14 protein-coding genes are annotated in these 12,423 nt (G+C 41.5%); 5 read left to right on the top strand and 9 right to left on the bottom strand.

Features of this window, described 5'->3' with window-relative positions; translation table 11 throughout:
• The first annotated feature begins 141 nt into the window (after positions 1-141).
• The 5 genes from SM12261_RS00640 to SM12261_RS00620 all read left to right on the top strand — a co-directional run bounded on the left by SM12261_RS00640 (position 142) and on the right by SM12261_RS00620 (position 5,718).
• Positions 142-1,413, top strand: a complete 1,272-nt coding sequence (locus tag SM12261_RS00640) for a maltodextrin ABC transporter substrate-binding protein (protein WP_000095474.1) — start codon at positions 142-144, stop codon at positions 1,411-1,413.
• A gap of 110 nt (positions 1,414-1,523) precedes the next feature.
• On the top strand, positions 1,524-2,816 hold the full coding sequence (locus tag SM12261_RS00635; RefSeq protein ID WP_000414973.1) for a carbohydrate ABC transporter permease: 1,293 nt from the start codon (positions 1,524-1,526) through the stop codon (positions 2,814-2,816).
• Position 2,817: 1 nt separating this feature from the next.
• Positions 2,818-3,660, top strand: a complete 843-nt coding sequence (locus SM12261_RS00630; protein WP_001065644.1) for a sugar ABC transporter permease — start codon at positions 2,818-2,820, stop codon at positions 3,658-3,660.
• A gap of 261 nt (positions 3,661-3,921) precedes the next feature.
• The gene (locus SM12261_RS00625; protein ID WP_000189380.1) at positions 3,922-4,722 is read left to right on the top strand and encodes a DUF1189 domain-containing protein; all 801 of its coding nucleotides are present in this window, start codon (positions 3,922-3,924) and stop codon (positions 4,720-4,722) included.
• Positions 4,723-4,731: 9 nt separating this feature from the next.
• The gene (locus tag SM12261_RS00620) at positions 4,732-5,718 is read left to right on the top strand and encodes a LacI family DNA-binding transcriptional regulator (protein ID WP_001145422.1); all 987 of its coding nucleotides are present in this window, start codon (positions 4,732-4,734) and stop codon (positions 5,716-5,718) included.
• A 30-nt stretch (positions 5,719-5,748) separates the two neighbouring features.
• On the opposite strand, the gene SM12261_RS00615 is transcribed toward SM12261_RS00620, so the two are convergent.
• The 9 genes from SM12261_RS00615 to hisS form a co-directional block, all read right to left on the bottom strand.
• A complete protein-coding gene (locus tag SM12261_RS00615) occupies positions 5,749-6,690 on the bottom strand; it encodes a YitT family protein (RefSeq protein ID WP_000806278.1) in 942 nt (313 codons plus the stop codon).
• On the bottom strand, positions 6,668-8,431 hold the full coding sequence (gene aspS, locus SM12261_RS00610; RefSeq protein WP_000830899.1) for an aspartate--tRNA ligase: 1,764 nt from the start codon (positions 8,429-8,431) through the stop codon (positions 6,668-6,670). Before aspS ends, SM12261_RS00615 begins: the two co-directional genes overlap by 23 nt.
• Before the next feature lie 154 nt (positions 8,432-8,585).
• Positions 8,586-8,816 (bottom strand): hypothetical protein, encoded by a 231-nt coding sequence (locus SM12261_RS00605; protein WP_000832185.1) that lies wholly within the window; start codon positions 8,814-8,816, stop codon positions 8,586-8,588.
• A 17-nt stretch (positions 8,817-8,833) separates the two neighbouring features.
• On the bottom strand, positions 8,834-9,475 hold the full coding sequence (locus SM12261_RS00600; protein ID WP_000771205.1) for a CPBP family intramembrane glutamic endopeptidase: 642 nt from the start codon (positions 9,473-9,475) through the stop codon (positions 8,834-8,836).
• A 9-nt stretch (positions 9,476-9,484) separates the two neighbouring features.
• Positions 9,485-10,225 carry a DUF3169 family protein gene (locus SM12261_RS00595; protein WP_161969977.1) on the bottom strand — a complete coding sequence of 247 codons (741 nt, stop codon included), beginning with the start codon at positions 10,223-10,225 and terminating at the stop codon, positions 9,485-9,487.
• Between the two features lie 5 nt (positions 10,226-10,230).
• On the bottom strand, positions 10,231-10,419 hold the full coding sequence (locus SM12261_RS00590; protein WP_001046148.1) for a hypothetical protein: 189 nt from the start codon (positions 10,417-10,419) through the stop codon (positions 10,231-10,233).
• Positions 10,419-10,625: a helix-turn-helix transcriptional regulator gene (locus tag SM12261_RS00585; RefSeq protein ID WP_001176226.1), complete on the bottom strand. Its 207-nt coding sequence runs from the start codon at positions 10,623-10,625 to the stop codon at positions 10,419-10,421. Before SM12261_RS00585 ends, SM12261_RS00590 begins: the two co-directional genes overlap by 1 nt.
• 9 nt (positions 10,626-10,634) lie before the next feature.
• The gene (locus SM12261_RS00580; protein ID WP_161969976.1) at positions 10,635-11,102 is read right to left on the bottom strand and encodes a hypothetical protein; all 468 of its coding nucleotides are present in this window, start codon (positions 11,100-11,102) and stop codon (positions 10,635-10,637) included.
• A complete protein-coding gene (gene hisS / locus SM12261_RS00575; protein ID WP_000775866.1) occupies positions 11,102-12,382 on the bottom strand; it encodes a histidine--tRNA ligase in 1,281 nt (426 codons plus the stop codon). The genes SM12261_RS00580 and hisS overlap by 1 nt, the downstream gene beginning before the upstream one ends.
• Between the last annotated feature and the right edge of the window lie 41 nt (positions 12,383-12,423).

Genomic DNA, 12,423 nt, shown 5'->3' with positions numbered 1-12,423 from the left:
TTTACTTTTTTCACAATTTTTTAAAAAATTTTTACAAAAAACACTTGCAACCGCTTTCCGATTGTGCTATACTAGTCCCATAAAGGAAAACGTTTGCGTTTCCTCATTATAAAATTTGTTATTCTTTAGGAGGAATACACTATGTCATCTAAATTCATGAAGAGCGCTGCTGTGCTTGGAACTGTTACACTTGCTAGCTTGCTTTTGGTAGCTTGCGGAAGCAAAACTGCTGATAAGCCTGCTGATTCTGGTTCATCTGAAGCGAAAGAACTCACTGTATATGTAGACGAGGGATATAAGAGCTATATTGAAGAGGTTGCTAAAGCTTATGAAAAAGAAACTGGAGTAAAAGTCACTCTTAAAACTGGTGATGCTCTAGGAGGTCTTGATAAACTTTCTCTTGACAACCAATCTGGTAATGTCCCTGATGTTATGATGGCTCCATACGACCGTGTAGGTAGCCTTGGTTCTGACGGACAACTTTCAGAAGTGAAATTGAGCGATGGTGCTAAAACAGACGACACAACTAAATCTCTTGTAACAGCTGCTAATGGTAAAGTTTACGGTGCTCCTGCCGTTATCGAGTCACTTGTTATGTACTACAACAAAGACTTGATAAAAGAAGCTCCAAAAACTTTTGCTGACTTAGAAAACCTTGCTAAAGATAGCAAATATGCCTTCGCTGGTGAAGATGGAAAAACTTCTGCTTTCCTAGCTGACTGGACAAACTTCTACTATGCATACGGACTTCTTGCTGGTAACGGCGCTTACGTATTCGGTCAAAACGGTAAGGACGCTAAAGATATCGGTCTTGCCAACGACGGCGCTATCAAAGGTATAGAATACGCTAAATCTTGGTATGAAAAATGGCCTAAAGGTATGCAAGATACGGAAGGTGCTGGCAACTTAATCCAAACTCATTTCCAAGAAGGTAAAACAGCTGCTATCATCGACGGACCTTGGAAAGCCCAAGCCTTCAAAGATGCTAAAGTAAACTACGGTGTTGCGACTATCCCAACTCTTCCAAACGGAAAAGAATATGCTGCATTTGGTGGTGGTAAAGCTTGGGTCATCCCTCAAGCCACTAAGAACCTTGAAGCTTCTCAAAAATTTGTAGACTTCCTTGTTTCAACTGAACAACAAAAAGTATTATACGATAAGACTAACGAAATCCCAGCTAACACTGAGGCTCGTTCATACGCTGAAGGTAAAAACGATGAGTTGACAACAGCTGTTATCAAACAGTTCAAGAACGCTCAACCAATGCCAAACATCTCTCAAATGTCTGCAGTTTGGGATCCAGCGAAAAATATGCTCTTTGATGCTGTAAGTGGTAAGAAAGATGCGAAAACAGCTGCTAACGACGCTGTAACATTGATCAAAGAAACAATCAAACAAAAATTTGGTGAATAAAAAATTTGTTCAAGGGGGGTGGAATTCAAATCCCCCTTTGAATTTATCAATAGAAAACATATATAGTTTAGGTTTTAATTAGAAACCAGTATCCTATGAAAGGAGTTATTATGGAAAAGCAACAACCTAGTAAAGCAGCCCTGCTGTCTATCATTCCTGGGTTAGGACAGATTTACAATAAACAAAAAGCAAAAGGTTTTATCTTCCTTGGTGTAACCCTTGTATTTCTCCTCTACTTCCTAGCACTTGCAGCCCCTGAATTGAGTAATCTCATCACTCTTGGTGACAAACCAGGTCGTGACAATTCCCTCTTTATGCTGATTCGTGGTGCCTTCCATTTAATCTTTGTAGTTGTTTATGTACTCTTTTATTTCGCAAATATCAAAGATGCACATACAACTGCCAAACACATTAACAATGGCATACCAGTAGCACTTACCTTTAAAGAAATGGTCAAAGGAATCTATGAAAATGGCTTCCCTTACCTCTTGATCATTCCATCTTATGTTGCCATGACTTTTGCGATCATCTTCCCAGTTATCGTAACCTTGATGATCGCCTTTACCAACTACGACTTCCAACACTTGCCACCAAACAAATTGTTGGACTGGGTTGGTTTGACAAACTTTACGAACATCTGGAGTTTGAGTACCTTCCGTTCTGCCTTCGGTGCCGTTCTTTCTTGGACTATCATCTGGGCTTTATCTGCCTCAACTTTACAGATCGTGATTGGTATCTTCACAGCTATCATTGCTAACCAACCATTTATCAAAGGAAAACGTATCTTTGGTGTTATTTTCCTTCTTCCTTGGGCTGTCCCAGCCTTCATCACTATCTTGACATTCTCAAATATGTTTAACGATAGTGTCGGAGCCATCAACACTCAAGTCTTGCCAATCTTGGCTAAATTTCTTCCTTTCCTTGATGGTGCTCTTATTCCTTGGAAAACAGACCCAACTTGGACAAAAATTGCCTTGATTATGATGCAAGGTTGGCTTGGATTCCCATACATCTACGTTTTGACTTTAGGTATCTTGCAATCTATTCCTAACGACCTTTACGAAGCAGCTTATATTGACGGTGCCAATGCTTGGCAAAAATTCCGCAACATCACTTTCCCAATGATCTTGGCTGTTGCAGCACCTACTTTGATTAGTCAATACACCTTCAACTTTAACAACTTCTCTATCATGTACCTCTTCAATGGTGGAGGACCTGGTAGTGTCGGAGGTGGAGCTGGTTCAACCGATATCTTGATCTCATGGATCTACCGTTTGACAACAGGTACATCTCCTCAATACTCAATGGCGGCAGCTGTTACCTTGATTATCTCTATCATTGTCATCTCAATCTCTATGATCGCATTCAAGAAACTACACGCATTTGATATGGAGGACGTCTAAGATGAATAACTCAATTAAACTCAAACGTAGACTGACTCAAACCCTTACTTACCTCTACTTAATTGGCCTATCAATCGTGATTATCTATCCACTTTTGATTACCATCATGTCAGCCTTTAAAGCAGGTAACGTCGCGGCCTTTAAACTCGATACTAATATCGACCTCAATTTTGATAACTTTAAAGGCCTCTTCACTGAAACCTTGTACGGTACTTGGTATCTCAACACTTTGATTATCGCCTTAATTACTATGGCTGTTCAAACAAGTATTATCGTACTTGCTGGTTATGCTTACAGCCGTTACAACTTCTTGGCTCGTAAACAAAGTTTGGTCTTCTTCTTGATTATCCAAATGGTTCCAACAATGGCCGCTTTGACAGCCTTCTTCGTTATGGCACTTATGTTGAACGCCCTTAACCACAGCTGGTTCCTCATCTTCCTCTACGTTGGTGGTGGTATCCCAATGAATGCTTGGCTCATGAAGGGCTACTTCGATACAGTGCCAATGTCTCTAGACGAATCTGCAAAACTAGACGGTGCAGGACACTTCCGCCGCTTCTGGCAAATTGTTCTTCCACTTGTTCGCCCAATGGTTGCCGTACAAGCTCTCTGGGCCTTCATGGGACCTTTTGGAGACTATATCCTCTCTAGTTTCTTGCTTCGTGAGAAAGAATACTTTACTGTTGCCGTAGGTCTCCAAACCTTCGTTAGCAATGTGAAAAACATGAAGATTGCCTACTTCTCAGCAGGTGCTATCCTCATCGCCCTTCCAATCTGTATTCTCTTCTTCTTCCTACAAAAGAACTTTGTTTCAGGACTTACAAGTGGTGGCGACAAGGGATAATATATCCCCGCCACCCTTTTTCATTTTATACTCTTCGAAAACCTCTTCAAACCACGTCAGCTTCCATCTGCAACCTCAAAACACTGTTTTGAGCAACCTGCGGCTAGCTTCCTAGTTTGCTCTTTGATTTTCATTGAGTATTAGCGATTGTTACTGTAAGTAATATCCTTACAACAAGCAATTTTTCTCCTAGACTTGAAATAAAGCACATTTCTCTATATAATAATACTCATATAGAAAACACCTTTTAGAAAGATACAAATGACTCCATATCCATTTTCCTATTTTTCAAGTATTTGGGGATTTCGTAAGCCCCTGTCCAAACGTTTCGGGCTCAACTGGTTTCAGCTTCTCTTTACCAGTATCTTCCTTATCAGCTTATCTATGGTACCTATTGCCATCCAAAACAGCTCGCAGGAGACTTATCCGCTAGAAACCTTTATCGATAATGTCTATGAACCATTGACAGATAAGGTTGTACAGGATCTCTCTGAACACGCTACAATTGTTGATGGCAAATTAACTTATACTGGAACATCTAGTCAAGCGCCTTCTATTGTGATCGGTCCAAGTCAAAGCAAGGAATTACCTAAGGACTTGCAACTGCATTTCGATACGAATGAGCTCGTCATCAGCAAGGAAAGTAAAGAGCTGACCCGTATCTCTTACCGAGCGATTGAGACTGAGAGTTTCAAAAGTAAAGACAGCTTGACCCAAGCCATTTCTAAAGACTGGTATCAGCAAAATCGTGTCTATATCAGTCTCTTCCTAGTTCTCGGTGCGAGCTTCCTCTTTGGTTTGAATTTCTTTATTGTCTCTCTAGGAGCGAGTCTTCTCCTTTATATCACTAAGAAATCACGCCTCTTTTCATTTAGGACCTTTAAAGAGTGCTACCATTTTATCTTGAACTGTTTAGGATTACCTACTCTGATTACGCTTATTTTGGGACTATTTGGCCAAAATATGACAACTCTCATTACTGTACAAAACATTCTTTTTGTTCTGTATCTGGTCACTATCTTTTATAAAACGCATTTCCGTGATCCAGATTACCATAAATAGGAGATTTTTATGCCCGTTACGATTAAAGACGTGGCCAAGGCTGCTGGTGTTTCGCCTTCAACCGTAACCCGTGTTATTCAAAACAAATCAACCATTAGCGACGAAACAAAAAAACGTGTTCGCAAGGCTATGAAGGAGCTCAATTACCACCCCAACCTCAACGCTCGTAGTTTGGTAAGCAGTTATACCCAAGTTATCGGCTTGGTCCTTCCTGACGACTCAGACGCCTTCTATCAAAATCCTTTCTTCCCATCTGTCCTCCGTGGTATCGCCCAAGTCGCATCTGAAAACCACTATGCAATTCAGATTGCAACAGGTAAAGATGAAAAAGAGCGCCTTAAAGCGATCTCACAGATGGTTTACGGCAAACGTGTAGATGGTTTGATCTTCCTTTATGCCGAAGAGGAGGATCCCTTGGTCAAGCTGGTCGCTGATGAGCAGTTCCCCTTCCTCATCCTAGGCAAATCCATTTCACCCTTTATCCCTCTTGTAGATAATGACAATGTCCAAGCTGGTTTTGATGCAACCGAATATTTTATCAAAAAAGGCTGCAAACGAATTGCCTTCATTGGAGGAACTAAGCGACTCTTCGTAACGCAAGACCGTTTAACAGGCTATGAGTCAGCACTCAAACAATACCAACTGCCTATTGACGGAAATTTGACCTATTTTGCAACGGAGTTCTTAGAAGAAAAAGGGTATCAGTTTAGCCAACTCCTCTTTCAGCATGACCCACAGATTGATGCTATCATTACAACCGATAGTCTCCTAGCTGAGGGGGTCTGTGACTATATCGCTAAGCACCAACTGGATGTCCCTGTTCTCAGCTTTGACTCGGTCAATCCCAAGCTCAACTTGGCGGCCTATGTTGATATCAATAGCCTAGAACTTGGTCGTGTTTCCCTTGAAACTATCCTCCAGATTATCAACGATGCTAAAAGCAATAAACAAATTTGTTATCGCCAGTTGATTGCCCACAAAATTATCGAAAAATAAAAACCAGCTCGAGCTGGTTTTTTTTAGTTACTAATTTTCTGTTTCAACGAATCGTCCCAAAATATGAACATTCTCAGATACAGAGACAAAGGCACCTGGATCCACCTGTTTCATAATCTGTTTAAATTCATTAAACACTGCACGTGTAATGACAGTGATTAAAACTGCCTTTCTTTCGTGATTATAGGTTCCTTCTGCATCGTGGATCATGGTTGCTCCGCGGTGCAATTTTTTATGTATTTTTTCAATTACCTTGTCTGGATGATTGGTCACAATCATGGCCTGCATGCGTTTTTGCTTGGTAAAGACCGCATCTGTCACACGGCTAGAGACAAAGATGGTAATCATAGAGTAGAGAGCGTATTTCCAACCAAAGGTCAAACCTGCTATCAGCATGATGGTCCCATTGACCAAGAAAGAAATACTACCAACATTCTTACCTGTTTTCTTGCGAATGGTCAGGCTAACGATATCCGTTCCACCACTGGAGATATTGTTTCGAAGAGCAAAACCAATCCCCAAGCCCATGACAACACCCCCAAAAAGGGCATTGATAATGGGATCCTCCGTCAAGGTCGCCACAGGGACAAACTGGATAAAGAAGGAACTCATGGATACCGTGATAAAGGTAAAGACGGTGAACTTATGGCCAATCTGATACCAAGCCAAGACCATCAAAGGAAAATTAATGGCGTAGAAGGTCAGCGAAATCGGGATATGAAAACCAAACCAGTGATTACTCAAGGCAGAGATAATCTGTGCCAGACCTGTTGCACCACTCGAATACACATGCCCTGGTTGGAAAAAGAAATTGACCGCCACTGCTGATAAAAAACCATAGACCAGAGAGGCCGAAATCTTCTCATCATACTTTTCGCGAGAGATACTTTGTAAGACACGTAAAATTTTTATCTGATGAGCAAAGCGGCGCAAATAATAGCGCCACCGCTTAATTCGTTTTGCTTGTTTCATCTTCTTCTACTTGTAAGCTGAGTTCCTCTAGTTGTTTGAGAGCTACTGTTGAAGGAGCTTGTGTCATTGGGTCAGTTGCCTTGTTGTTCTTAGGAAAGGCAATGACTTCACGGATATTTTCTTCTCCAGCAAGCAACATAACAAATCGGTCAAGCCCGATAGCCAAACCACCATGTGGTGGGAAACCATAGTCCATGGCTTCAAGAAGGAAGCCAAACTGGTCATTTGCTTCTTCAGCTGAGAAACCAAGAGCCTTGAACATGCGTTCTTGAAGGTCTTTTTGATTGATACGAAGGCTACCACCACCAAGCTCATAACCGTTCAAGACAATATCGTAAGCAATGGCACGAACCTTGGCCAAATCACCTTCTAATTCGTGAGCAGTCTCTTCCTGTGGAAGTGTGAATGGATGGTGGGCACTCATGTAACGGCCTTCTTCTTCAGACCATTCAAACATTGGCCAGTCAACCACCCAAAGGAAGTTGAATTTATCGTTATCAATCAAGCCAAGCTCTTTGGCAATACGTCCACGAAGGGCACCAAGAGTTGCATTGGCCACTTCAAGCGTATCCGCCACAAAGAGAACCAAGTCCTTATCTTCAAGAGCAAGCGCTGTTGTCAATTCTGCTTGGATGCTAGTCAAGAACTTGGCAACTGGTCCGTTTAATTCTCCATCAACCACCTTGACCCAAGCAAGACCTTTGGCACCATACTGTTTGGCTACTTCGGTCATCTTGTCGATGTCTTTACGTGAATAGTTGTCCGCAGCTCCTTTGACCACAATTGCTTTTACAGCAGGTGCTTCTGAAAAGACTTTAAAGTCTACACCTTTGACTACTGCTGTCAGGTCCTGAAGCAACATGTCAAAACGGGTATCTGGCTTGTCAGAACCGTAAAGAGCCATAGCATCATCATATTTCATACGAGGAAATGGAAGCGTCACTTCGATGCCTTTAGTTTCTTTCATCACGCGCGCAATCAAACCTTCTGTGATATCTTGGATTTCTTGTTCAGTAAGGAAAGACGTTTCCAAGTCAACCTGGGTAAACTCAGGCTGGCGGTCACCACGCAAGTCCTCGTCACGGAAACATTTAACGATTTGATAGTAACGGTCAAAACCAGCATTCATCAAGAGCTGTTTCGTGATTTGTGGACTTTGAGGAAGCGCGTAAAAATGCCCTTTATTAACACGAGACGGCACCAAGTAGTCACGCGCCCCTTCAGGAGTTGACTTAGAAAGGAATGGTGTCTCCACGTCAATAAACTCCAACTCATCCAAGTAGTTGCGGATAGAGTGGGTCACCTTGGCACGAAGTTTAAGATTTTCCAACATTTCTGGACGACGAAGGTCAAGGTAACGGTAACGCAAACGTGTATCGTCATTGGCCTCAATGCCATCCTTAATCTCAAATGGGGTTGTTTTAGCTGTATTCAGTACTGTCAGAGCTGTCACGTTTAGCTCGACTGCACCAGTTGGCAACTTATCATTGGCTTGCTCACGCGCAGCGACCTGTCCAGTCACCTCGATAACAAATTCGCTACGAAGGCTTTCAGCTGTTGCCATGACCTCTGCAGATACTTTTTCAGGGTTGATAACCAACTGCATAATTCCTTCACGGTCACGAAGATCGATAAAGATCAAACCACCAAGGTCACGACGACGGCCAACCCATCCTTTCAAGGTTATTTCTTGTCCGATGTGTTCCTCACGAACACGACCAGCATACATACTACGTTTCATTGTTTCTCTCCTCTTTTATTCTGTTACTATTTTACCATAAAAGCGCAGGCTCTTCATGAAAATCATCAGAAAAGTTTGCCAGTCTTTAAAAATCAAGTGAAGACTCTAAAAATTGACGCCCATACAAAAATCCGATGAAGTTCATCGGACTCTTTTATTTTGAATTGTTGCCTGCTTTACGCTTTTCAGCAATTTCGGCTGCCTTTCGAGGCAAGACAATTTCCGTTGTGTAAGCTGTCCCAAAGCGCAAGACACCTGCAATAGGGGCAAAGACGACTGCTAGATAGTTATAGAAGAAATCGCCCTTAAAGGCATAAGCTAGCGCTCCAATGATGAAAAATAGAACAACTGCCTGAATCACTGCTAATAAAATTACTCGTTTCATGTGACCTCCTGACTCTATTATAGCATGAGAATCATCAAAAAGCCGACTAAATTATTTAAAGCGTGAAGAGAAATACTGTAGACCAGACCTTTTCTGCTAATATAAGCCAAGCCCAAGCTAAAACCAAGACTAGCATAAACTAAAAATTGTTGCACATCTCCTGGGAAATGAATCAAGGCAAACAGAACACTAGTTACCAGAAGAAAAATTAGAGTTTGTTTACTATTGTCCTGCTTAGGAAAGAGGTAGCGTGCTAACATCCCTCTAAAGATAAGTTCTTCCGTCAAAGGAGCAAAAATAACGACCGCAAAGAAGGAGAAGAGTGGCTGAGCCAAGGTCAAGTCTGTCGCCATTTGTTGATTTACCGAAGGATCATCTGGCAAGAAAAACTGGACAAGCAGAGATAAGAACCAAACCAGAGCAGGAAGCCAAATAAATCGGTTGAAGCCACTCTTCTCAATATGAACAGGACCTTTCTGATACCATTTATAAATGACGTACACATATACTCCAGCCAAGGCCACATAAAGCAAGGTAGTAGCATAGGGTGAAGCGCCTAGATTCAAAGCTTCTACAGCCCCACTCTGAACGGTACCATAGATAAACACAAAGGATAGAATGGCTAGAAGAAACCAGCCAAGGTTTTTAAGTAGTTTCATAGATAACTCCTATTTGAAATAGCGTTTTACCATAGGTAACTGCATCACATTGATATAAATATGGATTGCTCCTACAAGCAAGAAGCCCAGTAGTTGAATCTCTCCTGTCAATAAAGAAAAGAGATCGATCAGAAAGTAGAGACCTGGCAAGACATAGTTATTTAATTGGAATAAAATCCGAAAACTCTGTTCCAAATTAGCCTTGCGCTCCCCTTCATCGTAAGAATCGAAATAGTCCAAGACATCCTTTGGCGTAGAGAAAAATGCCAAATCAAACTGACGAACAATCGCAATGGTCTTAAAAAGATATTTTTGAACATTGAAAACCAACACTAATAGCAAAAAAGAAAGAGATAAGGTTAGAAAGCTTCCATTTAGTATAATCACTTCACTTCCTGCAATGAAGAGAGCCAATAAAATTGCTACGTTTGCAATATTAAAAGCAATGGTTCCAAACTCAAGATCACGATACATTTGCACATAATAGGTCTCATTCAGATCATCATCCATTTCCTCTTGATACAAGGAGTGAAATTTTCTGCTTTTCTTTAAGAAATTGAACGTCAAAAGAATGCTAATGAAACCTATCAGTAAACAAATAGCTGATATCCATGGTACCAAGACTTTTACATCTAACATAATTCCGTGGGATTCGGCACGTGCTTTAAACATCCCTACAAACATGCCCAAGAAAGCTCCCAAGACAACAGACATTAAAAATAACAATCCATGCTTCTTTTTCATATTCATTCTCCTTATTCACTTGCTAAATTTTTGGATTTCTTTTCAATCCAGTCGATTACTGGTATGAGGGCAAAATAGGCCCAAATAAATTGGTCACTCTGATAGGGACTAAACCAGCCTAAGTCTATCCCAATCAATAGAAATATGCTGACTAATAGAGCTGCGACAACTACATAATAAACCACTTTATACTTGTTCATCACTCGTCCTCCTCCAAGCGAAATACCGATTCGACTGTTTCGTTGAAAATTTGAGATATTTTCAGGGCAATGATAATGGACGGGGTGTATTCATCCCGTTCTAATAGACTAATGGTCTGTCTGGAAACTCCTGCCAGCTTAGCTAGTTCGGTTTGATTGAAACCATCGCGAGCTCGCAGCTCTTTTAGACGGTTTTTTAGTTGCATGTTACACACCTACTCTCCGTCAAATTCAACGGCTTGGATATCCTCAATACGTTGCAACTTGAATTTTTCTTTCCCATTTTTATCGACATGACGTAGTTTGACCCATTCCTCATCAACATCCACAACTTCCCATAAAGATGTTCCAAACACTTGTCCAACGATTGTTGGATTTTTCCCAATTAATTCTTGCAATAATCTTGACATATCTATATTTCCTTTCTCTTTTCTTTCGATTACCTTTAACCTCTTCTCTAACCGCTTGATTTTTTTAGATTGACTACTATAAATCAAGACGAGAAAAGGGAAAAAAATCCATACCCACATGTGGCTCCCTCCTATTTCTTTATTTCTTAACTTGAATTTATTGTAACACATCTTTTTCTTTTTGACAAGCATATTTGTCAAAAAGTTTATGATTTTTGTCATTTTGCAAAAGAAAAAGGTCAGGATTAGGTTCCTGACCAGTTTATCTATCATTAAAATCCTAGTTTTTCAAAGATTTCTGAGAAGTTTTGGCTGATTGTCTCAAGTGACACTTGCACTTCTTCTCGAGTTTGGTTGTTCTTGACCGTTACTTGTCCGCTTTCGACTTCACTCTCTCCTAGGGTGATGAGGGTCTTAGCCGCAAAGACATCAGCTGACTTGAACTGAGCTTTGAGCTTACGGTTGAGGTAATCACGCTCTGCTTTGAATCCTTGTTGGCGAAGAGCCTGTACCAATTCCAAGGCCTTGACATTTGCTCCATCACCCAAGACTGCGATATAGACATCTAGGGCGTTTTCGATAGGGAGAGCCACACCTTGCTTTTCAAGAATGAGAAGCAGGCGCTCTACACCAAGTCCAAAACCAAATCCAGCAGTTTCAGGGCCTCCAAAGTAAGAAACCAAACCATCGTAGCGACCACCCGCACAGACTGTCAAGTCATTGCCCTCAATCTCAGTAATGAACTCGAAAATGGTGTGGTTGTAGTAGTCCAGACCACGCACCATATTGGTATCGATGATATAGTCTACTCCAAGATTTTCCAACATCTGACGCACAGCATCAAAGTGTGCTTGGCTTTCTTCATCAAGGAAGTCTAAGATAGAAGGCGCATTCTCGACTGCTACCTTGTCTTCTTTCTCCTTAGAGTCCAAGACACGAAGAGGATTTTCCTCCAAGCGACGCTGGCTATCCTTAGACAAGGTCTCCTTGAGCGGTGTCAAATAGTCAATCAAGGCTTGACGGTAGGCCGCACGGCTCTCAGGATTTCCAAGAGTGTTAAGGTGCAATTTGACACCTTGGATGCCGATTTCTTTCAAGAAATGGGCTGCCATCGCGATGGTTTCCACATCGGTAGCTGGATTACTAGAGCCAAAGCACTCGACACCAATCTGGTGGAACTGGCGCAAACGTCCTGCCTGTGGACGCTCATAGCGGAACATAGGTCCCATGTAGTAGAACTTACTTGGCTTTTGCACTTCTGGGGCGAAGAGTTTATTTTCCACATAGGAACGGACAACTGGCGCAGTTCCTTCTGGACGGAGGGTGATATGACGGTCACCCTTATCATAAAAGTCATACATTTCCTTAGTTACGATATCCGTTGTATCTCCGACAGAGCGACTGATAACCTCGTAATGCTCAAAAATGGGCGTGCGCACTTCTGCGTAGTTGTAGCGCTTGAAAATCTCACGGGCAAAGCCCTCAACATACTGCCACTTGGCAGACTCAGCAGGTAAAATATCCTGCGTTCCTTTTGGTTTTTGTAATTTCATAGGGAATCCTCTTTAAACTTAATAGTCTTATTTTACCATAA

Origin of the sequence: Streptococcus mitis NCTC 12261 (assembly GCF_000148585.2) — a bacterium.
Lineage (GTDB): Bacteria > Bacillota > Bacilli > Lactobacillales > Streptococcaceae > Streptococcus > Streptococcus mitis.
The sequence above is the reverse complement of the archived record's forward strand: the minus strand, read 5'-3'. Positions and strand labels throughout refer to the sequence as shown.